Annotated in this window: 15 protein-coding genes and 1 pseudogene; 7 read left to right on the top strand and 9 right to left on the bottom strand. The window is 38.2% G+C overall.

Translation table 11 applies throughout. The features are described 5' to 3' along the window. The first annotated feature begins 44 nt into the window (after nucleotides 1-44). Nucleotides 45-1,007 carry a helix-turn-helix transcriptional regulator gene (locus BUB71_RS03500; protein WP_073152037.1) on the top strand — a complete coding sequence of 321 codons (963 nt, stop codon included), beginning with the start codon at nucleotides 45-47 and terminating at the stop codon, nucleotides 1,005-1,007. Between the two features lie 303 nt (nucleotides 1,008-1,310). Here BUB71_RS03500 and BUB71_RS03495 read toward each other — a convergent pair. Next, nucleotides 1,311-2,438, bottom strand: a pseudogene (locus BUB71_RS03495) (epoxide hydrolase family protein). A 127-nt stretch (nucleotides 2,439-2,565) separates the two neighbouring features. On the opposite strand from BUB71_RS03495, the gene BUB71_RS03490 reads away from it, so the two are divergent. The 3 genes from BUB71_RS03490 to BUB71_RS03485 all read left to right on the top strand — a co-directional run bounded on the left by BUB71_RS03490 (nucleotide 2,566) and on the right by BUB71_RS03485 (nucleotide 4,252). Beyond that, entirely contained in the window at nucleotides 2,566-3,516 is a 951-nt protein-coding gene (locus BUB71_RS03490; RefSeq protein WP_073152034.1) for a helix-turn-helix transcriptional regulator, read from the top strand. 103 nt (nucleotides 3,517-3,619) lie between these two features. Beyond that, the gene (locus BUB71_RS19385) at nucleotides 3,620-3,787 is read left to right on the top strand and encodes a hypothetical protein (RefSeq protein ID WP_175552269.1); all 168 of its coding nucleotides are present in this window, start codon (nucleotides 3,620-3,622) and stop codon (nucleotides 3,785-3,787) included. A 195-nt stretch (nucleotides 3,788-3,982) separates the two neighbouring features. Beyond that, on the top strand, nucleotides 3,983-4,252 hold the full coding sequence (locus tag BUB71_RS03485) for a zinc ribbon domain-containing protein (RefSeq protein ID WP_073152031.1): 270 nt from the start codon (nucleotides 3,983-3,985) through the stop codon (nucleotides 4,250-4,252). Here BUB71_RS03485 and BUB71_RS03480 read toward each other — a convergent pair. Beyond that, nucleotides 4,219-5,313, bottom strand: a complete 1,095-nt coding sequence (locus BUB71_RS03480; RefSeq protein WP_084730999.1) for an NADH:flavin oxidoreductase — start codon at nucleotides 5,311-5,313, stop codon at nucleotides 4,219-4,221. The two genes, BUB71_RS03485 and BUB71_RS03480, sit on opposite strands and share 34 nt — an antisense overlap. 429 nt (nucleotides 5,314-5,742) lie before the next feature. Further along, nucleotides 5,743-7,029: a hypothetical protein gene (locus BUB71_RS03475; protein WP_073152023.1), complete on the bottom strand. Its 1,287-nt coding sequence runs from the start codon at nucleotides 7,027-7,029 to the stop codon at nucleotides 5,743-5,745. 386 nt (nucleotides 7,030-7,415) lie between these two features. On the opposite strand from BUB71_RS03475, the gene BUB71_RS03470 reads away from it, so the two are divergent. Beyond that, a complete protein-coding gene (locus tag BUB71_RS03470) occupies nucleotides 7,416-12,218 on the top strand; it encodes a hypothetical protein (protein WP_073152020.1) in 4,803 nt (1,600 codons plus the stop codon). 93 nt (nucleotides 12,219-12,311) lie between these two features. After that, nucleotides 12,312-14,015, top strand: a complete 1,704-nt coding sequence (locus BUB71_RS03465; protein WP_073152017.1) for a hypothetical protein — start codon at nucleotides 12,312-12,314, stop codon at nucleotides 14,013-14,015. A 129-nt stretch (nucleotides 14,016-14,144) separates the two neighbouring features. Here BUB71_RS03465 and BUB71_RS03460 read toward each other — a convergent pair whose 3' ends face one another. From BUB71_RS03460 to BUB71_RS03440, 5 genes are all read right to left on the bottom strand, one after another. After that, entirely contained in the window at nucleotides 14,145-15,398 is a 1,254-nt protein-coding gene (locus BUB71_RS03460; RefSeq protein WP_073152014.1) for a hypothetical protein, read from the bottom strand. A 17-nt stretch (nucleotides 15,399-15,415) separates the two neighbouring features. Next, a complete protein-coding gene (locus tag BUB71_RS03455) occupies nucleotides 15,416-16,486 on the bottom strand; it encodes an ABC transporter substrate-binding protein (protein ID WP_073152011.1) in 1,071 nt (356 codons plus the stop codon). Between the two features lie 110 nt (nucleotides 16,487-16,596). Continuing rightward, nucleotides 16,597-17,352 (bottom strand): ABC transporter permease, encoded by a 756-nt coding sequence (locus BUB71_RS03450; protein WP_245815500.1) that lies wholly within the window; start codon nucleotides 17,350-17,352, stop codon nucleotides 16,597-16,599. A 2-nt stretch (nucleotides 17,353-17,354) separates the two neighbouring features. Next, nucleotides 17,355-18,107 carry an ABC transporter ATP-binding protein gene (locus BUB71_RS03445; protein ID WP_073152008.1) on the bottom strand — a complete coding sequence of 251 codons (753 nt, stop codon included), beginning with the start codon at nucleotides 18,105-18,107 and terminating at the stop codon, nucleotides 17,355-17,357. 20 nt (nucleotides 18,108-18,127) lie between these two features. Continuing rightward, a complete protein-coding gene (locus BUB71_RS03440) occupies nucleotides 18,128-19,318 on the bottom strand; it encodes an ROK family transcriptional regulator (protein WP_073152005.1) in 1,191 nt (396 codons plus the stop codon). 438 nt (nucleotides 19,319-19,756) lie between these two features. Between BUB71_RS03440 and BUB71_RS03435 the strand changes: the two genes are divergently transcribed. Then, entirely contained in the window at nucleotides 19,757-21,838 is a 2,082-nt protein-coding gene (locus BUB71_RS03435; RefSeq protein WP_073152002.1) for a thioredoxin domain-containing protein, read from the top strand. Between the two features lie 45 nt (nucleotides 21,839-21,883). Here BUB71_RS03435 and BUB71_RS03430 read toward each other — a convergent pair whose 3' ends face one another. Further along, complete coding sequence (locus tag BUB71_RS03430; RefSeq protein ID WP_073151999.1) at nucleotides 21,884-22,789, bottom strand: acetamidase/formamidase family protein; 906 nt, start codon at nucleotides 22,787-22,789, stop codon at nucleotides 21,884-21,886. Nucleotides 22,790-22,794 lie beyond the last annotated feature (5 nt).

The following is a 22,794-nucleotide window of genomic DNA, read 5'->3' as shown; positions in this document are numbered from 1 at the left end:
TACAATAAAAAACATATATAAACGATTCAGTAAGGAGGATCGACTTGAGAGCGGATCGATTGCTTTCTATTCTGTTATTGCTGCAAAATTATGGGAAAATGACGTCGCGGGAGTTAGCGGAAAAGCTGGAGGTGTCGGAGCGTACCATCTTTCGCGATATGGAAGCGTTAAGCGCGGCGAGCATACCGGTCTACGCTGAGCGCGGAGCCGGAGGGGGATGGGTTTTATCGGAAGGATATAAGACCAATTTGACGGGGATGAAGACAGAGGAAATCTTATCACTGCTGCTGTCCAATCCGTCCAAACAGCTAGATGACCTTGGCATTAAAGTTGATTTTGAAGCTGTCTTTCAAAAATTATTAGCTGCGTCTCCAAAGTCAATAAAGAAGGATGCCGAAATGGTGCGTCAGAGGATGCTTATTGACGGGGCTAGCTGGCACCAGTCGGATGAATCGTTCGAACATTTGCGGACAGTTCAGGAAGCTGTCTGGGAAGAGCGGAAGCTGTACATGCAGTATCGCAGGGAAGAAGTGATCGTGGAAAGGGTCGTCCATCCACTCGGCATCGTCGCCAAACGAAACGTCTGGTATTTGGTCGCAGAATCGGACGGAGACATGCGAACGTATCGAATTTCCCGCCTTATGAACGCCCGCATGTTGGAGGAATCGTTTGAGCGGCCGGTCGACTTCGATCTGGAAAGGTATTGGGAGCAATCTATGGATCGGTTCAAGAAAAATCTGCCCCGTTATCCAGCTCGGTTGAGGATCAATGAAAAGCTACGTACGCGCATTGGGAAAGAGCGGTATACCAAAATTATGCGAAGCCATGAAACAAAGGAAGGTTGTGAGTGGACGGAGCTGGACATCGAATTCGAGACGCTTGAATCCGCCTGTGAAATTATTCTCAGCTATGGCCCTCTTGTTGAAGTTTTGGCACCAGAGGAATTACGGGCGAAGGTTGTCTCCCAAGTGAAAGCGATCGCATCGATCTATACAAATACTCTCTAAGATTCAAGGTAAAACCATTACCTAGATTGATCAGGATATCCCCTTTTCCAAAGAAATTCAATTATTACACAATCGGATATACCACCAGATTTTGGTTTTGCAATAGGAGACAGTTGCAGTTTCTCCCATTATGAATGAATCCTTAGTTCCATAATAAATAAACCAGCCTAAATATTGGCTGGTTTTATTCATGTACGATTAAATTCACTTAAAATATGTTCTGTTTTTACTGGATATCTAAAGTGAAATAAGAGTGCGAGATCTAAATAAGGGTTAGATTGTGTTTCATTCTTCTTGTACAAATTAACGCGTATTTCTAATCTCTTTAAAGAAAGTGCGAATATCTCCAACTAGCGATTCAGGTTCTTCAATGGCAGCGAAATGACCACCTTGATCAAATTCAGACCAGTGAACAATATGATTTTCTCGTTCCGCAAATCTGCGAAATGATTGGAAATCATTAGGGAACACAGCTACCCCTGTAGGGACGGTATTTAATTTCTTTTCTCTCGTCACACCACTTTGCTCATCTTCAAAATACAGGCAGGAAGAGGAATTGGCAGTTTGAGTAATCCAATAAATCATTACATTTGTGAGGAGGAAATCTTTATCTACTTCGTCAATGGTGTCACCGAAAACAGCATAAAAATCAGCGCTCCAACTCAGTTGTCCAATGGGAGAATCGGTCAAAGAATAGGCTAGAGTCAGCGGACGAGTGGATTGTATAGCTAGGTATCCAGCTCGTTTTTGAAAATCAAACATATGATGTAACCGTTTCATTTCTTCTTCAGACAACTTTTCCATCTCTTCAGGACTATTCGGAAACGCGAAAACTTGTAAAACATGTATACCTAGCAGGCTCTTAGGTTGGGTAACTCCTAGTTCAAGAGAAATGTGAGCGCCTATGTCACCACCATGTACAGCAAACTGCTGATAGCCAAGTTGGTGCATTAATTTATTGAACGCTTTGGCAATTCGTGTGCGATTCCATCCACGTTCAGGAGTGGGACCTGAAAAAGCATAATCAGGTACTGATGGAATGACTAGATGAAAGGCATCTGCTGGGTCTTTTCCAAATCTTCTAGGGTCAGTAAGCGGCTTAATGATATCAAGAAATTCAAAAATCGAACTTGGCCATCCATGAATAAGTAATAATGGTGTAGCGTTTGGTTCAGGGGAACGAACATGTAGAAAATGAATATTTGCTCCATCGATTTCTGTTATAAATTGAGGATATTCATTTAATCGTTCTTCCTGTTTTCTCCAATTATAAGAAGAGGTTCAATAATGGATGAGCTCTTTTATATAAGCAGGAGGTACACCATAATCCCAACCTGCATTATCCAATTCATCAGGAAGTCGAGAATGTTTTACTCTTGTAAATAAATCATCTAATATTTCTTCCGATAGCTCTAATGTAAATGGCTTCATTTGCATAAAAATACCCTCCTTTTTTATCTTTTTCTTGACTACTTTGGTACGATTGATACTGTAACACGTAAATAAGACAAAAAACGTTTATTTTATGTAAAAAATAAAATTGAAAGGGTAGAAGGGTATGCATAAGTCCCAGCGACTGCTTCAACTAATGATGGTTATCAATATGAAAATGAGCTTCACTGCACGAGAATTAGCTGAGGAATTCAATTTATCCACTCGCACGATTTCCCGAGATTTACAGGATTTAAGTGATCTAGGGTTTCCTATCTATTCTGTTCAAGGTCGTGGAGGAGGCTATCGGTTGTTACGTGAAAGGATGCTTCCACCCATTGCATTCTTGGAAAAAGAAGCGATATCTATTTTTTTCGCTTGTCAATCATTGCAATATTTTGGATCAGTGCCGTTTGAAGATGAGGCCACATCAGCATTGCATAAGTTTTATCATTATTTACCAAAAGATACAAAGGAACAAATTGATCGTTTAAAAAACAAATTTGTAATCTGGAACCCTAAACGATCAATATCCTCTTCCATTGTAAAAACATTATTGCAGGCAATCATGCTACAAAAAGTTGTAGCTATTCAATATAGTTCAAACAAACAAGAATCCCTAAGAAATATCCAACCGATTGGGATCTATGCCAGTCAAGGATATTGGTATTGCCCAGCTTTTTGTTTTATGCGTAACCAATACCGCCTTTTCCGGGCAGATCGAATTCTTCATGCTGAACTAAATGACTCAATTCCTTTTCAAGATGAGATTGATCAACGAACAGTATTTAATTGGGATACATTTGAAAAGAAGCATCTTGAAAATGTCATGCTCACCATAAAACTTACACCCAATGGGATTACAAAAATTGATTCAAATAGTTGGTTCCATACTGCCGACTATGAAAAAAATGAAGATGGAGGCACAACGATTCGTCTAAAAATACCTCGTAAAGATCTATATTTTTATGTTGATATGATTTGGGGATTAGGGCATGAGGCAAAAATTATAGAACCGATAGAAGCGATCGAATATATAAACAAAAAGATCGAGTTGATAAGGAAGCAGTATGTTTGATCTAAGGATATGGTATTTGGTGAAGGGCGTTATGTAGATGGTAGGAGAATATGTATTTGACAAATACACTTTAATGAGTTGGCACAAAAAAAGGTAATCATAGTTGAAGAAACATGAAAAACAAAAAAAGTCAGCATATAGTGCCCTTGCTGGAGCTGGATACTTTCGGCTCAATCAATTGACTGAAGCCAGCGAAATGGATCCAAAAGCAATATCTCAGCTCCACCAGTCCTTAGGGCTTTGGAAACTTTATAATACTATCTTCGGTTGAATTAGGTTCAATAGTACGGATTGTATATAATTATAGCTGTGTTTTGAAAAGCTACCTCGATTTTAATAAATCGAGTTTTTTGAAGAACTATACAAATAATCGTCTATATAAATAGAAGAAGTTTTTAGCTCATTGGTCTGAGTTTGTTTCCATGCTCGAATACAAAGCAAATGGTATGGAAGAACGCTTGTAAAAGTGAGGAAGAATTCCCCATCCAGTCAACGTTGCTTTTGTAGCGGATGCTTCAGCAAGGATGTGAAGGATTTAAACTTCAGAGAATGGATATGTTCAGATTGTAACAAGCATCATGATCGAGACATGAACGCAGCCATTAACATCTTGCCGTGGGCTCACGGTCTATACTTGGTCCCCATTTCACTCGGTTGCGTGAGATTACCCAAGAATCCCCCGCATTCATGCGTGTGGAGTGGTCAAGACAATGTTTTTAAAGCTTCAGGGGAATAAGGAATCATATCTTTTGTATTCCCAGTATGCAACTTATGTGCCCAAGTAGGATCAACAAGTAATGCTCGTCCGACAGCTACAAGATCAAATTCTTGTTGCTCAAGTCTGTTGATCAATTCATCAATAGGTGCATTTTTTGCCTTTACTCCTGGTGCAAATATATCATCTAAACCGACAGAGCCTACTGTTATCGTTGGTTTTCCAGTCAGTTTTTTGGTCCAACCAGCAAGATTCAGGGTGGAATCTTTAAACTCAGGCTCCCAAAAACGTCGAGTAGAGGCGTGGAAGATGTCTACACCAGCATCGGAAAGGGCAAGCAGGAATTGTTCCAGTTCTTGTGGAGATTTTGCTAGTTTTTCTGTATATGCTCCAGTTTTCCATTGAGAAAATCGAAATACAATCGGGAAGTCTTCTCCAACGGCTTCTCGACAAGCTTTGATTACCTCCACTGCAAAACGCGTTCTATCTACTATATTTCCTCCATATTTATCGGTTCGCTTATTGGTAGCTTTCCAAAAAAATTGATCGATTAAATATCCATGTGCGCCATGTAGTTCAATACCATCAAAGCCAATTCGTTTGGCATTTGTCGCGGCATCAGCATAAGCCTTGATAACTGCTTGGATTTCTTTCTCTGTCATTGCTTCAGTTACTTTCTCACCAGAAGATGTGATACCAGATGGGCTGATTGGCTTTACATCTGGAAATGGTAGACTTCCCACAGGGCGCTGGATACCTACATGCCAAAGCTGAGGAATCATTTTACCTCCTACTTGATGAACAGCCGTTACTACGTTTTCCCATCCTTTGAGTGCTGCCTCCCCATAGAAAAAAGGTACGTTTGGATCACTAGAAGCAGCTGGGTGGTTAATTGCCGTTCCTTCCGTAATGATTAAACCCACCTCATTTTCTGCTCTGCGTTTATAGTAATCTACAACTTCTTCTGTAGGAATTCCATTTGGTGAAAAAGCACGAGTCATTGGTGCCATTACAATCCGATTGGGGAGAGTTAGTTTATTGGTGTGGAAAGGCTTGAATAAAGCCTCTACCGATCTATTCATAGTATTCCTCCTTGGATCTATAAATTTCATTTGTTTCCTCAGAAAATAATTTTACTTTACTCAGTCTGTTTGCGGAGCCATTATACCAAATGGCATTAGGTTTGTTAAGGAGCGGTAATTACAGCTTTGCTCTTTACTGAAGATGAAGAAATAAATAAAACGGTAGAGCGCTTTCATCAAGAAAATCCCAACGAATAGGAGCATGGAATGGATTTAGAGCTTTTTCAATATCAAGAGAAAGCCTTAAAATCTGAAGTAAATAGAGATTGTTGCATATTATATAGTAAAGAGTAGGAATTACAGTAGAAATTCTGCAAAGCAGAACCACATACTGTTCTTTCATAGTAGAGGGGATTATAAATATCGGATTTTTCAGTTAATTATACATATCCCCCACGCAGTCTCCTTACTTGACCGAGTGGGGGGCCGTTATTTTTGTGGCAGTTTGTGAACTCGCCACAGAAATATCGAACAGACGAAAGAGGCGCCAGTAAACAGGGAGAGCCACCCTAGGGCAGCGTCATATCCTGCTGTAGCTTCGAAGTAGCCGATGTAAAAACCACCAGCGACCCCCGCAGTGTTCGATGTAACGGTTGGCAGGCTATTGCCTAGTTTGTTATTGTGTGCTACAGCGTAGGCGGTATGGCTGACCAGACTGATCGAGCACAAACCCATGATCCACGACATAGTAGCGATGATGATCCACCATCCTTCCAACCAGATTAAGCAGAGCCCAATCAAGGCAAAGAAATGGCAGAATGAGATGACGAGATTGTTGAACTGTCGATATTGATCCACAAATCGGCTTAACTGGAACTGTAGGAGTCCCGTGGTTAAGGAGATAAGTGCTAAGATCGTTCCCGCTTGTTGTGGATTAGCGAACACTGAGCTTAACGGAAGCAGTTTTCCGAAGCAATAGCTGCCGATAAGAGCGGGGAATCCACCGAGTGATACGCGAGTTGCTGGATCACGCATCCATTTCGGGAACCAGTTCCAGCGGATGTGTTGGATCGATTTCGCAGTGATCTCTTTCGAGATGGAGAAGAGATTTGGCAGATGTTCAGATGTCAAATCACCAGATTCCACTGCCAGTGGCTTGACGAAGATCGCCATGACCAATTTCAGTACACCGATCCCTGCCATGACCCATGCCCATACGATCAGTGGGGCTTGAAAGGCAAAGAATGTGGCTAGGGCAATTGCCGCCGCTAACACCAGCTTTTGAGAAGATGTTCCCACTATGTGGTCCTTCCCTAGTTGCTGACGCAACAGGAGTTGACACGCTAGAAGGGTTTGTGTCCCAAGAAAGGCAATGATAGTCACGGAAACAAAGTAGAATAGGATGTTCCCATGCTGAATGCCGATGATCAGGAGCGCAGGTCCCATTAGCTCGAGAGTGACTGACCACATCAGTACGGTCTTTTCTCGCCAGCGTTTCATTGCCCAAGCATTGATCGAGCTCGAAACTACTTGGCAGATCATCGCTGTCATGAAAAATCCTGCGATGTACTTGCCTTTGCCTTGGCTTTCTAGATGGATGCCGATCCCGTTGAAGAGTAACTGTCCGTTGGCAATGTGTAGGATACCTAGGGACATTAGATTGAGGATGACCTGACTTTTAACCCACCAAGGGGTTTTTTTCTGCATGACAGCAACTGTCAGCACACTCCAGATCGAGAGCTTCACAATCTGGAGTGCAATTTGTTTCAGACACATGGCTGCTCCTAGAGCAATGGGCCCTCTATAGGGCCTTCGGATATCAGATTGCTTCAGTTTACTGAATCTTGCCTAGAATATACTCCATCCATTACTAGGCGAGTAATTCGGATATTACTCATTATCATTTATTATATTAGAAATTGTTGTGCGATTCATCAATTGGAACAGACTGACTACAATCAATACTGGTGCAGTTCTATCTTTAACTTCTCAGAAATGTACGCAAAGTATGCTAAATCTAAAAGAGAAATGTTATGATAATAAAGGGAAATTACAAGAATAGAAATTATAATAAGGATATAGTAGATTGGCATGGTTCAGATATGAACAAGTAAATTATCTAATCTACTTACACATCAGAGTGAATTGGGGTGAATGATGAAATGAACGGTCAAGCAATTCAATTAGAGGAGATAAGAGAACTCAAAAAAGGTCTAATTAAATTGAATTGGGAGGTTATTTCATCAAACAGCCTTGAAAAATTAATTGACCTATTCGAAAAGCTTCATGTTGAATTGGATCGACTTAATGAAATAGAAGAGCTTCAGCAAGTGCAAGTACAGGTTTGGAATGTTTTGATGACCTATCCATTAAGAGATAAATTTATACAAATTCGATGTTTTAAACCTCCTTTAGAAAGTCAAGAGCAAAAATTAGTTCATTTATTATGGCAAGCTCAACTGAAATATGATGCAATGGCTAGTCGATTTGCGATGAAAGATGGATTCAATCTTTCTGAAGCTATTCGTTTATTTGTAACTAAAATTGAAATTCCTTCCTCGGTTTTATCATTATCTGACAAGCAACAAATGGCTCAACAGATCGCCTTTGAGGGGTTTGCGTTATCTGAGGAAATGGAATCAAAATGGTTAACTCCATGGAAAATTGAACAGCAAAGATCATTAGAGTGGAATTTACATAATGTTGCAATTCATAGGAATCACGAATCGATTGAAAATTCATGTAAGTTATTGAATGATTTTAATCAAGAGCTGGATCGTTTGAATGGATTTAAGAATCATACTTTGCTTCGACAACAATTCAACCAAAGTGTGATCCCAGATTTTTTAAAGGATCAAAGTTTAGACTTGAATGCAATCCAACTTCCATTAACAGACCAAGAAGCCGAGTTTTTTCTCTTGCTTCGAAAAATAAGGACTAATTTAGCAATATTGGAGACGAAAATTCCTGAAAAAGACCTGACTCATCAAAAGTTACATCAATTGATGAATGCCATTCGTTTTCCTCAGCATTATTTATCGTTAGAAGAACGAGAAAGAGAATTGCAACTGGCTAATGAAAAGGGAATGAATATTCCTCCCATAGAGATAGAGCAATCGTTACAGAAAACTAAGGACTGGAAACCTACCGAAATACAGAGGAATTTAGTTAAATTAGCTCAACTCGAATTACGATCAGCAGAACTGATTGATGAAACGAAACAACTATTTGAATCATTCCATGCAGAGTTAGATCGACTTTTTCAACTCCAAGATAAAAATGACTTGGCATCACAGACGCCAAAAATTTTAATGCATAATTTTTTAGCGAAAAAGGAACTACGCTTGTTTTCTGCAACACAAATTCCTCTCACCGAAAATGAATTGGAATTAACTAGTTTGATTCTGACAGCTCAATTAAAACTCGAGTTAATCAAACAAAAAGGGAATAAATTAGGAATTGAAACGCATACTCATTTCAATCAATCAATTGATCGTTTTAATCATAACATCCAATTACCAAGCCGACAGTTTACATCAGAGAATAAAGAACAAATCCTCCAACAATTATCATATAGTGGTTTTTTTCCTTCTAAATTGACGATTGATAAATATATCGAGAGCAGGATACAAGAATGGGAAATTGAGGAATTACAGAAAGGCTTATTTGAGTTATCAAAACCAACAGTACGGTTACCGCAACAGATTGATCATACCAAACAGCTCTTGGAATCATTTCATACAGAGTTAAATCGACTCTTTATGATAGAAGATAAAGAAATATTAGAGGAGCAAACTCCTAAGATTTTACTGTTTGATTTTATAGTGAAGCATAAGCAATTACGCTTATTTTCAGAACCGCAAACATCGCTCAGTGCAAATGAATTGGAATTGGCTCGATTCATTCAGAAGGCTCAAATAAAGCTCAAATTAATTAGAGAAAACGGAGAGAGATTAGAAATTGAACAAGGTTCCTATTTTTATAGATCAATTGATCGCTTTAATCATTACATTCAATTATCCAGTCGTTTATTTACAACCAAAGATCGAGAACTAATGGTACAACAAATAGTAGAAGATGGTTTTTCTCTATCAAAGGCGATTAATGAGGAATATATCAAAAGAAAGATTTGGGAATGGGAAGTTCGAGAATTAGAAGATGTTTTACTTGGATTATCAAAAACAACTTCACCTAAACAGATAGATAAAGCCAAGTCGTTATTTGAATCGTTCCATGCAGAGTTAGACCGGCTTTATTCAACGGAAGATAAAGAAACATTGGAAAAACAGACACCAAGAATTTTAATGAAAAATCTTTTAGGTAAACATGAACAAATTCGTTTGTTTTCAACCGCACAAACTCCACTGAGTGGAAATGAATTGGAATTGGCGTGTTTGATTCAAAGTGCTCAGTTAAAGCTTGAGCTATTTAAAAAAAAAGGAAAGAAATTAGGGATTCGACGTCGAAGCTATTTTAATTTATCAATCAATCGTTTTACACGTAATATTCAATTATCTGGGCGTTTATTTTCATCTGAGAGTCGGGAACAATTGGTGCAACAAGCAAAGAATGATGGTTTCTTTCCTTCCAAACTGGACATTGATGAACATATTGAGCGAAGGATACAAGAATGGGAAATTGAAGAATTAGAGAAAAGCTTGTTTGAGTTATCAAAACCAATGATGCCTTCATCTACACAGATGATTGAAGTTAGAAAACTTTTGGAAGAATTCTGTGCGGAGTTAGATCGACTCGATAAAATCAAAGATAAAGAAATATTAGAGACACAAATCCCAAGAATTCTAATGCCTAATTTTTTAGGAAAACATGAGCAATTGCAGTTGTTTCCTTTGGAAACCTCGCCTAGTATGGATAGTATAAAGATGGCGCGTTTACTTCAGAATGCTCAGTCAAGACTCAAATCGATTAAAGAAAACGGAAACCAATTAGGGATTAAAAATAAATCTTATTTCTATCAGACGATTGATCAGTTTACTAATAAGATTCAATTACCAGTCCATATTCTTACAGCCGTCGATAGAGAAAACATGAAACAGCAAGCTACAAATGTAAATTTATCTTCTTCTAAACGGATCAATGAGCATATGGAGCGAAGGATTCAGAAATGGGGAATTGAGGAATTACAGAAAGGCTTATTCGAGTTATCAAAACCAACAACAATCTCAAACCAAAAGATGAATGAAATCAGACAGCATTTAGAAATCTATTCTAAAGAGTTAGATCGACTGAATACAATAGAAGATAGGGAATCATTTGAAAAACAAACGTCGCGAATTTTAATGCCTGATTTGATCGGAAATCAGGCACTGCACTTGTTTCCTATAGCTAAGAAATCACTGTATGGAAATTCATTGGAATTGGCTCGTTTCATTCGGAAAACACAATTGAAATTGGAGTTAATAAAAGAAAAAGGGAGTCAACTAGGAATTGAAACGAACTCGGATTTCCATAGATCGATGGAACGTTTCGCTCAGAACATTCAGCTCTCCAGTCGTCTGTTTACTAAAGCGGACAGGGAGCGAATGGTGCACCAAGTAGTTAAGGAAGGGTATCTTATACCAGAGCCGATCATGGATAAATACATCCAGCCAAGGATTCAGAAATGGGAAACTGAAAAATTAGAGAGAGGCTTATTTGAGTTATCAAAACCAACAATAATCTCAACCCAAAAGATGAATGAAATTAGACAGTGTTTAGAAGCCTACTCTGAAGAGTTAGATCGACTGAATACAATAGAAGATAGAGAATCGTTTGAAAAACAAACGTCGCGAATATTAATGCCTGATTTGATCGGACAAAAGCCACTGTATTTGTTTCCTACAGCTAAGAAATCACTGTATGGAAATTCATTGGAATTGGCTCGTTTAATTCAGAAAACTCAGTTGAAATTGGAGTTAATAAAAGAGAAAGGGGGTCAACTAGAAATTGAAACTAACTCTGATTTTTATCAAATAGTTTCCCGTTTTTCTTATGTCTTTCAATTACCTAGTCAATTGCTTTCACCCAAGTATATTCGGAGTGTACAACAGAAAGAAGAAATACTTTTACCTTTATTTTTAAACGTACTTGATCAATGGAATAAAGGTGAGAGAGATCGAGGTATATTAAAGCGAATTTGGTCCGAGGTAGAGCGGCCGGAAATACCGATGAAAGACGATTTGAAGTGGTACAGATTATATGTACAGGTTAAGCTTAGTAAAGGAAAACTAAATAGATCAAGTCAAGATTGGAATTGGTTTCAAGGTGCTGAGCAATTTCTAGATTTTCGACTAAATCCATTAGCTGTATCTTTACAGGAAAAGGAAAATATTTTTCGTATTTTGAAATACCATGGTTATCCAATTTCTACAACAGAGCGGATGGATACATGTATTATTGAACCGATTGCAAAAGGGTTACGGTTTCTTCAAGGGACGTCACCACCATATCAGATGGATGCTGCAGAAATGGAAAATCTCCTGGTAGCTTGTCGAGTATTTACAGGAATTTTAGATGAAAATGTGCAGAAAGGAAATGTCAAGCAAGCAAGATGGATGACCACTCGACTACAGCAACAACTGGAGAAGAAGAGTAGACATCCGATACCAAAAGAGCATCAAGAACACGCGCCTTTAGAAAATAAGCATGATGTTTATCTGTCTTTACTTGGTATTCAGGCAAGGGTTTATATGTTATCTAGTAGTACATGGGAAGATCGTCAACTGAATCAATTCACAGTACAGAGTCTAGTTTCTGATCAACCACTTGATGCAGTAAAGCTGGAGGATTGGTATAACAAACTTCAAAAGATCAATAAATATTCATTTGGAAAATTACAGGAAAAAAGAGTTCCCCCGACGTTAAAAAAAGTCATCCGTCGCTTTATTTCCTCTCATAGAAACAGACTAACAGTACCAAAAGAGAATTTATCAATTATTCGATCAGATAAATACAGAAAAATCTAATACCATATACGATTCATCAAAGTTAAATTTGAACACTACAGAGCTCGTCAGTTGGTAATGTATCTATATCGAATACGAAAGGAATGGTTGATCATGGAATCTTATCAGTTATCAAAGAATGAACGGATGATTATTGCTAACACAATTACGATGAAACAGCAAAGTAGTTCTGATTTCGCAAGAGCAGAGAGAATTTGGAATGATTTTGCTAAAACGTTTTCTCTTTTTCCAATGAATGAGACGAATCCTTTTCCAGTGCTTTTTGATTTGGAGAAGGAAGTAAGACAACAATCTGAACAGATTGATGAAAACTTAATCAGCCCGCATAAAACAATGAGGCAATTTAAAATAGTGGTATCACTCTCTCAAATATTAGTTCAAGTGAATCGATTACGTAATGAAACAGCTGTTACTGGTTCAACACCAGAAAGACTTGCACAAACCATACAATTCATTCTCGAAAGTATGAGTAGAATTATGCCTTTAAAAACCAGTCTCGAAGCATCTCAACTGACAGATGAAGAGTTTGGGCTTATGCAAAAGGTAGCGGCTGGATCTCATGAACTGAGTAAGAATGAATTAGAGTCCTATGTAGGTGCAATCGTGAAGGTGGGAAAATTACTGAATAGACCAGATTTATCAGTGAATGAGATAAAATTGCTAAGCCAATTAATATTTCCTAGTAATAGTAAATTATTGGAATCTATGCAGCCGTCTGTTCGAGCACAACCTATAGCTGCGTTGATTTATGTACAGCAAATGCTTACAAAAAAATATGCACAAGATTCGAATCTATCACCAGATGAATCTACTCAAGTGCAAACTTTGTTGGTTGAAAATTCGGGTTATATTTATAAAGTAACTTCGCAACGGTATAACCAGTATCTAAAGAAAAGGGAATGGCAAAAAGAATTCGGCGATTCTCTAATTATCAATAGACAAGGATTAGATTGGGTAGCGAAAGTGTTGAGTAACAAAAACGCAAGAGAAGATGCTCAGAAAGGTCTTGAGGCAATTGATCTGCTAACTAAATGGACAACAAAGATGGTAGGTTTATCAAAAAAATCACCAGTATCTAAAGAAATGATTGCATTATGGAAGCGTAATTTAGAATATATTGAAATTAAGACAAATAAGTTAATGACTAGGAAGAGACGAACACCACTGATGTTTGAAGGGAACTCAATACATAATCGATTAGCTGTGGCTAGCGGCATGTCACAGCTGGGTTATAAACTAGGACTATTAAATTATCGGAATGCTTTGCGACCACCAGAGGGGCAATTTCCAGTCGATCGCTCACTTTCTTTTTTGTACAATAGCCTTGCAAGGATCTTCCCCATAAGACCTACTAATAGTAGATACATTGAGAGAGGAGAGTTGAATGTGATTAAAAGAGCTATTCAACATCCGTTAAGTTTGAACTCAAAAGATATTCAGAGACTTCCTCAGCTAATTGGTGGGATTAGTGATATGATCGAAACGAGCGATTATTTGAGGAAAAATATGTTGGGAATACATAATAGCTTTAATAGGATGAATCCTTCTGATATGGTAGAGGCGTTAACACAATTTAGGCTTGAAGAACAGGTCAATATCATTTCAGAATGTATTAATCTACAGAAAGTTATATTAACGAATACCGATAGAACATTAACAGATAATAATGGATTCAAGTATCAAAAGATTTTTTTAAATAATGGGAGATTAATATCCGAATTAACAAGATGCGCCTATAAACAAATAACTCAACAGCCCGAATTGCGTAATAGAGAGACAGATATAAGAGAACGATAAAGTGGTTATGAAAGATAACACCAAATAAAGTAAAATGAAGAATACTCCCTTTCCTATGCTAACATAAAAAAACTTGAGTCGCCTGTTGGGTGCTCAAGTCTTTTTATTTGCAGTGATTCCTCATTTCCTTTACGAATCTGTCAATGATTCAATCACTTTAAAGTGCCTTAATTCTGCCCAACCATAACAATAGTAGATTAGATCATCAGCTTCAGAAGATCGTCCTGCTTGGATTGCTTCAGATAGATGTTCGTTACTGATATTCCACATTTGGATCCCACTATAGATAAATGTTCCTGGTTGCGAGAGGATACGAGCCTTAAGGTTTTCGGCTTGAACAAATTGGATAGGAAATCCGAACCGTTTAAATTCTTGATAGGTTTGTTTAAAAGGAAGATTGAAAAGCTGACCAAAAGCATGGTATGCAGCTTCTTGCGTTGGTTCATCTTTTGCAAAGTACTCAATGAATCCTTGTACATCGGCTCCTCCCCCTAATTTGTGATAGGGGAAATGTTTGAGAGTCTTCGATATTTTGGTTAATTCCTGGTAATCTTGACCTAGAATCCATGAATAGGCGGGAGGCCATAGATCAATCCAATAAGTAAGTTCAGGAGTTTGATGTTGTAAGGATTGCACAAATTGGGTAATACTGTTTTGACGAAATCGCAACCAATTCTGTATAAATGTGGACTGTAAGTAGGTATCCACTGCTATTTGAAAATCATTTTTTTTCAACATTGAAGCAATCTGTTCCATTTCCAATATGACTTGCTTGGGTTCAATTCCTTGGTGTTTCATTTTTGATTGACAATGTGAACAGAAACAAGTGAATAACTCTTGTGGGTTGATATGTTTACCTGACCAATCTGGATAACGAATCCGATCAATCATAAAAGTATGGAAGCCATATTTCTCGGCAAGCAGTCTTAAGGTTTTCGTCCACATGGGCAATACATCGGGACTATTGGGACAAAGCCATTCTTTCACTATGTTTCCTCTAAAATCATAAATAGCATTTTCTTGTATCTCTCCAGCAAACTGACCATTAAAAATATTTACCCAAGGTATTACTTGATATTGTGCTTGATTAAAATCCAAGAGCATTTGTAAAGGATCATGGTCTTGGATTACTTGATCCCCAACTTGATAGAGTCGGGGAGATACTGATTGTGGATCTATCGGGGCATAAAGTTTACCATTTCCCATAACAACAGGATGAACAGGATTATGTGGCAAGTGACCGATTGGGTTTGGATTGCGTTCAAAGATGGTATTCACTTGCGGAAAAAGGGTCTTGATATGACCCATTTTCGCAAGATGTCGGTAAATATTTTCTATTCCTTCATCAAGGATGTCATGAGGATGGAGGTGAATACCGGCCATATTACATGCTCCTTTTTCTATTTAAGATCTGAAAAGATTTTTTCAGCAGGAACCAATTGATCGAGTTTAACAGACCCTTTTTTAATTTCTTTACTTTCCTCATGATATTGGATTAAATTTTCATATCTTTTTTTCCAATTCGTTGGTGAATTAGGATCGTAAAATAGTTTTTGGGCTTCTGCTTTCGAGTGAGCAAATGTAATATAGTCAGTGAAAAATTTCTTCACATCTGCTGGTTTGCTTTTGCCTCCTGATTGTTTATTAGACCAATCAGCAACAAATTTATATGCTTCATCTGGATGTTTTTGCATATAGTCCAATGTTTTAAACCAAACTTTTTCCATTTTTTGAATCACTTCTGGGTGCTCAGAAACAAATTTTTTCGTAGATGCCAGTCCGGCAAGGATAACGGCACCAGAACCGATTTGATCACCACTGATAATAGCTGGATAGCCTTCTTGTTCTAATTTTTCTCGCTGGGGAAGTCCGCCTAAGTAAAAATCTCCTGTGCCTGAGATAAATGCCGAAGCACCTTGATCTGGCTCCATATCAATGATTTTTACGTCTTTTTTAGACAGACCTGCATTTTTTAAAGCTTGTTCAATGACCATATAAAATGAAGCGCCAGATGTGGTAATAATAGATTTTCCTTTTAATTGTTTTCCTAACTCCACAGCCGCTGCTTGACCATCTTTTCCTTCTTTGATTAGTTGATCGTATGTTTTACTACCTTTTCTACCTACAATAGCAAACCCTTTGAAGACATTGTGAAAGCTGACCATTTCTAGGTCTGGAAATTGAGAAGCTAGTGTAATGGAAGGTGTATCTGAAAATGCCCCAATATCGATTGAACCTTGTACCAATGCTGGTGCTACATTTCCTTCTACTGGAAACATTGTTGATTTAAAATCGATTCCTTCTGCTTTAAAGAAACCTTTTTCTTCTGCAAAAGCTAAAGGCGAGTAATCATAATAAGGCATTAACCCTACGTTTACTTTGGTCAAATCACCTGATTCAGAACCACTGCTACAACCAACCATACTAATTGCGAATGCGAAGATTAAAACAAGAATAGACCACTTTTTCATGTATAGAGCTCCTCTCAATAATGGGTTTCTTGCTGCATATATTAGAAAGCTAGAAATATTGTAATCGATTACATAAATCGATAACTTCAACTACATGTGTTTGAAGCAGTTTAGCTATGGCGTTCTGACCAGCGAGTTAAACGTCGCTCAAGGATACGAATTGCTTGATCTGTTAACCAAGCGAGTGCGCTAATGATGATAATAGAAAGTAAAATCATATCTGTGCGTAGATATCGTTGAGCAATAATCATATAATACCCAATACCTTCTTGTGCACCCATAAACTCCGCAGCAACCACGAGTCCAAATGAAGCTCCAGCAGCTACACGGATAGCGCCAACCAACGAAGGGATAATAGCTGGTAATACGATGGTGCGATATACAGAAAAAGAATTGGCACCTAATGTTCGTGCGGCATTGATATAAATGCGGGGAACATTGCGGACGGCCTCAACTGTGCTCACAATCACAATGACAAAACAGCCAAACACAACTAACAGCATTTGTGGTAAGGCTCCAATTCCTAGCCATAAGATCAACAGAGGAATGATGGCCAAAGGAGGAATCGGACGCAAAATCTCAATGATTGGGTCCATAAAAGCCTCTATATAACGATTGGAAGCAATCAGTAGCCCTACGATAATTCCCGCTAGAGAGCCAATAACAAATCCACCAAGCTGACGAATTAAAGTATAGCCCATGTGCATAAAAACATCTTTATAGGATGTGGTTATCACTTCGTATAATTCCTTCGGTCCAGGTAAAAAAAGAGGTTTCACCCATCCGCTTAAAGTTAATAACAACCAAATCCCAATTAAGATCAATACAGAGAGAAAACTAAAAATCTTGATGTTCATTTTTTTCATATTTATTGCCCCATAATATGACGTAATTGGTTTCGTAATTGATAAAACTCCTGTGATTCCCTTAGCTGCCCTGAACGTGGTCTAGGAAAATCGATGGGAATCACTTCTTTAATTCGCCCAGGTCTTGGACTTAGTAAAATAATTCTGTCTGACAGATACATTGCTTCTTCTAAGTCATGGGTAATAAAAATGACTGTTTTTTTTCGTTCTGACCAGATACGTAATAATTCATCTTGCATCATTTCACGAGTAACGATATCTAAAGCACCAAAAGGTTCATCCATCAGTAATATCTCAGGTTGAACAGCATATGCTCGTCCAATATCAATTCGCTTTCTCATGCCTCCGGATAGTTCTTTGGGGTAAGCAGAGGAGAATTTGTCCAATTCCAATAGAGAGAGCAGTTCCTCCACTATTTGTTTACGTTGTTTAGGATCTATTTTTTTTACTTTTAAACCATATTCAATGTTTTCATAAACGGTAAGCCAAGGGAAAGTGGCGTCAGATTGAAAGACAACAGCACGATCTGAGCCAGGACCCTGCACTGGAATTTGATCCAGTAGAATTTCACCTGTGGTATGGGACTCTAATCCGGAAATGATGTTAAGTAATGTAGATTTTCCACATCCAGATGTTCCAACAATGGAAATAAACTCCCCTTCTTTGACATCGAAATGTATGTTTTCAAGTGCGGTAACAGGTCCCATTTGGCTCTGAAATACTTTACTTAGTCCATGAATTTCAAGCTTGTTCAAGGGGTGTTCTCCTTTCCTGACTAACAGATATCAACATCCACAAATTGAATGGAAGGTTCTAAAGAACTTAAGGCAAGAATGGAAATTCCATAAATTGCGGCCAGTTCATAAAGATTCGAGAGTTGAATCTCAACATTTGTACGGTTTAAGGTATGAAACTGAATTCTTTCTCTTAGTTTGTCCAAAAATAGTTCCCCTGATCGAGCAACACCGCCTGTGATAATCACTTTTTCAGGATTAATCATGGTAATCACATTTAGAATGGCGATGCAAATGTATTCAACGATGTCATCGATCACTTGTTTAGCAGTTTCATTTCCTGATTGGGCAAGTTGAAATACTTCAGGCGTAGAAAGGTTCATGGCCGTTGGGTTACGTTCAGCATAAAGTTTAGCAAAACTTGGTCCTGAAGCGAGTGATTCAAACCTTCCTCCTCGATCAGACCAATCTACCTCTAAATCTTGTTTACTGAACAGCATATATCCAATTTCACCTGCTGCATTATGTGAACCCCTGACAATCTTTCCATCAATTAATAATGCTGATCCAATCCCTGTCCCTAGTGAAAGTAGCATTGCGCTTTGCGTATTTTTACAAGAACCTTGCCATATCTCACCGATTAATCCAGCTCGGACATCATTTTCGATTACCACAGGCACATGGAAGTGTTTTGTCATGATTTGTCTCAATGATAAATTTTCCCATTGTGGTAGGTTAGGAGATCCTTCAAGCACCACTCCATTTTGATAATCTATAATTCCTGGACTGGCCACCCCTAATGCTCGAAGCTTTTTAGGATCGTGATTTGTTTCTAGTATTAGTGTTTCAATTTCTTTTACAAGCATCTGGATGAACACTTGATTATCTGCTACTTGAAATGTTGGAACCGTTTTTTGGTGTTTGAGATTCCCATTGAAATCAACGAGGCCTAGAGAGATTTTCGTACCCCCTAAGTCAACCCCAATTACATAGCCATAATCCTCGTTATAGTGTAGTAACACCCCCTTACGTCCAAGACCTCCATGATCTACTCCTTTTTCATAGATCATATTTTCATCTAGTAATTCTTGGACAATTTCAGAAATGGTGGAACGTGTTAAATTTGCCTTTTTGGCAATTTGAGCACGTGATAGTGGATAGTTTTGGCGAATTATATTTAAGACTAGAGTTTTATTTAACACGCGCAAAGTATTTGGTACATTTGATTTCATTATGGCCTCCATATTAATGCCTACAATTAATTTGTATACTAAACAAATTAATTGTTTACGTCAATATAATTTTATATAAAAATTAAATAAAACATCGGAAAATAATGTTAGAAAATTGTAATATAAAATGATAAAACGCTACATGAGCAGCGCGAAGGCTTATTTATAGTTCTCAGCGATTGTCGATAGCCGGAATTTATACAATTATTTCCGTATCTGATTAATGATATTCCTTTCGAGGGAAGATAACCATTCCTTCATCAGTATGTGGATTTTCCAAAGAGTAAAAAATTAGGAGGAGAGAAATTAAATGAATTGTACAAAACAATTATTGATCATATATCATGGGTAAGAATGGGAAATACAATAGGGTAGAAGTAAATTATTTCATGAAATCAAAGGTTAACATCCAGTCTTTCATACTATGGAGGAATCTCATTGAAACCTAAACATCACAAACCAAATCGCTTGATCGATGAAAAGTCACCATATCTCTTGCAGCATGCCTATAACCCTGTCGATTGGTATCCTTGGAATGATGAGGCATTTGCAAAAGCGAAAAGGGAAAACAAACCAATATTTCTATCTATTGGATATAGTTCTTGTCATTGGTGTCATGTAATGGAAGAGGAATCGTTCGCAGATGAACAAGTGGCAGAGGTATTAAATCAAGATTTTGTCCCAATTAAGGTGGATCGGGAAGAGCGCCCTGATATTGACCATTTCTATATGATGGTGTGCCAGGCGATGACAGGTCAAGGTGGTTGGCCGTTGACGATTTTGTTGACACCTGAACAGAAGCCGTTTTTTGCTGGAACCTACCTTCCAAAGGAAGATCGCTATGGAAGAACAGGCCTTTTAGCTTTATTAAAGCGGGTCACAATCATGTGGAATGAAGAGAGCCATCGTGCAATTGATCTAGGAGAAGAGGTAACAGATCGTGTTCAAACATTCTTGCAGATTTCCCAGCAAGGGGAGATTTCAAAGAAGGTTTTAGACCAAGCGTACCAAGAGTTTGTGGAACAGTACGATGAGATATTTGGTGGATTTGGTGAGGCACCGAAATTCCCAAGACCTCATGACTTGCTCTTTTTACTTCGTTATGCTAGAGCAAACCCTAAATCAAAAGCCAAAGAAATGGTAGAGCGAACCCTTCGTATGATGCGTCGAGGTGGTATTTTTGACCAAATTGGTTTTGGGTTTGCACGTTATTCGGTTGATCGGCATTGGTTAGTTCCTCACTTTGAAAAAATGCTCTATGATCAGGCGATGTTGGCTCTTGCTTATACTGAGGCGTATCAATTGACGCAAGATCCTTATTTTCGTCATGTAGTAGAAGAGATTTTTGTTTATGTACAACGGGAATTAACCGATCCAAAAGGCGGGTTTTATTCTGCTGAAGATGCTGATTCTGAAGGGATAGAAGGAAAGTTTTATGTATGGACACCTCAAGAGGTGAAAGAAGTGCTAGGGGAAGAAGATGGAGCTTTGTTTTGTAAAGCCTTCGATATTCGTGAGTCAAGTAATTTTGAAGAGTATGGAAGCATTCCAAATCTTTTACGTTCAAGGACTTCAGAAATGGCCAAACAGGGGCAGATTTCACAGCAAGAATTAGCAGATCGGCTAGAGAAGAGCCGGGAAAAGTTGTTTAAATGCAGAGAAAAACGAGTGCATCCACATAAAGATGATAAAATTCTAACCTCATGGAATGGATTGATGATTGCCGCTTTTGCTTATGCTGGACGTGCGTTTCAATTGCCTGAATATATCGATGTAGCAAAAAGAGCCGCTCAATTTATTCATACAAGATTGACCCAATCAGATGGTCGTCTCTGGGTTCGCTATCGAGACGGAGATGCAAAAGTAAATGGTTTTATCGATGATTATGCTTTTATGAACTGGGGATTTATTGAACTCTATCAAGCGACGCTAGATGAGGAGTATTTAAACTGGGCATTTGAACTTACAATAAAGATGAAAGAGTTATTTTGGGACGAACATGATGGTGGCTTCTTTTTTTCAGGAAGCGATGGTGAGTTGTTACTTACTAGACATAAGGAACATTATGATGGAGCGATTCCTTCTGGTAACGCGGTTGCCGGATATAATTTATTGCGGTTGGCTTCCTTAACAAGAGATCAGTCGATTGAAAAAATGGCCGATCAACAATTGAAGGCATTTGCTCGTGCTATTCAAGATTCGCTTACATCACATTCCTTCTTTCTACTCGCTATTCAGTTCGCTTTTGCAAATCGGATGGAAATCGTGATCGATGGAGAGAAAGATCATTCTGATGTACAAGAAGCAACTGCTATACTGCAACAAGCATATTTGCCAGAAGCGGTGATCCTATTTCGCGAACAGTCAAGTCGGGAATCACTTATTCCTTCACTGGGACAGCTACCAACACGCAAAAGTCAACAAACATTAGCTGTCTACATTTGTGAAAATTATGCTTGTCAGCAACCGATTACCAGTTTGAACGAATTAAAAAGTTTGATTTCCCAAGGTCGCAGTTAAGCGACCTTATTTCTTTATGGAAACCAAAATTTAATTGAGATATGGTTAAACATGTTCGTCGTAGAATAATTGAGGGAGTACGGTTTTAGGAACGGCTATGCGAATGGTAAGTAATTGGTTAACGATTTGACTTATTTTTAAATCACAAGTTGCACTTAGTAAGCGATATGCATCAGCAAACGAAAGGTTATTGAAAGATGAAATGTGCTGAACGGTTTCTTCTAAACCCATTTGAATCGCATCATGATAACTTTTGGCAGAGGAAATGAAGAGCCAATGATCGGAAGTTTCAACTACAGGCATTGATATAGATTGAGATGATAATTTTTTATGGAATTGCAGATCGATTTCACCAGCTATTTCGACCCCTGTTCCATCTAATTCTCCATCTCCCATAGCTGCGTGCATATCTCCAAATGCAACAAGTCCACCATCATGAAAAGTAGGGAAATAGACTTTGCTCCCAATCGTGATATCTTTGGTATCCATATTGCCTCCATGAGCACCAGGAATCGCACAGTGAATAGAGTCTGTTAAAGGCGCTACACCGATCACACCAATCATCGGATGGATGGGAAAAGATATATTCTCGGTCAAATGAACCAGTCCTTCAGAGACGGGTAATAATTTTGTGGTCGGCTCTTTAATGTGATTTCCCAATGGTCCTAGCCCTGGCGAAGTCACCATAATCCCGTAGGGATGAAATCGAATATCTAAAATTTCTACACATAAAAAGTTACCGCTTTCAATTTGGTTGACATAAATGGGACCAGTAGCTAAGTTCATCAGCGATAAATCGATATCTGGTCTTTTTATTTTTTCACTATCGATTTGACCTCCATAACAATCATGTACTTCAACTGTTACCTTTTCTTCAAGATCACAGTAATAAGCAGGGTTGTTTTGCGGATCAAAATGAGTAATCGTATGGTTTTTAGAAAAACGCTTCATAAGCA

Source organism: Seinonella peptonophila (assembly GCF_900129355.1).
Classification (GTDB): domain Bacteria; phylum Bacillota; class Bacilli; order Thermoactinomycetales; family Thermoactinomycetaceae; genus Seinonella; species Seinonella peptonophila.
This window is presented reverse-complemented; position numbering and strand designations above follow the sequence as displayed.

Bases quoted from the DNA above. Each gene is read 5' to 3' on its own strand.
- BUB71_RS03490 (WP_073152034.1), top strand. From the start codon at position 2,566: ATGCATAAGTCCCAGCGACTGCTTCAACTAATGATGGTTATCAATATG.
- BUB71_RS03480 (WP_084730999.1), bottom strand. From the start codon at position 5,313: ATGAATAGATCGGTAGAGGCTTTATTCAAGCCTTTCCACACCAATAAA.
- BUB71_RS03475 (WP_073152023.1), bottom strand. From the start codon at position 7,029: ATGTGTCTGAAACAAATTGCACTCCAGATTGTGAAGCTCTCGATCTGG.
- BUB71_RS03470 (WP_073152020.1), top strand. From the start codon at position 7,416: ATGAACGGTCAAGCAATTCAATTAGAGGAGATAAGAGAACTCAAAAAA.
- BUB71_RS03465 (WP_073152017.1), top strand. From the start codon at position 12,312: ATGGAATCTTATCAGTTATCAAAGAATGAACGGATGATTATTGCTAAC.
- BUB71_RS03460 (WP_073152014.1), bottom strand. From the start codon at position 15,398: ATGGCCGGTATTCACCTCCATCCTCATGACATCCTTGATGAAGGAATA.
- BUB71_RS03455 (WP_073152011.1), bottom strand. From the start codon at position 16,486: ATGAAAAAGTGGTCTATTCTTGTTTTAATCTTCGCATTCGCAATTAGT.
- BUB71_RS03450 (WP_245815500.1), bottom strand. From the start codon at position 17,352: ATGAAAAAAATGAACATCAAGATTTTTAGTTTTCTCTCTGTATTGATC.
- BUB71_RS03440 (WP_073152005.1), bottom strand. From the start codon at position 19,318: ATGAAATCAAATGTACCAAATACTTTGCGCGTGTTAAATAAAACTCTA.
- BUB71_RS03430 (WP_073151999.1), bottom strand. From the start codon at position 22,789: ATGAAGCGTTTTTCTAAAAACCATACGATTACTCATTTTGATCCGCAA.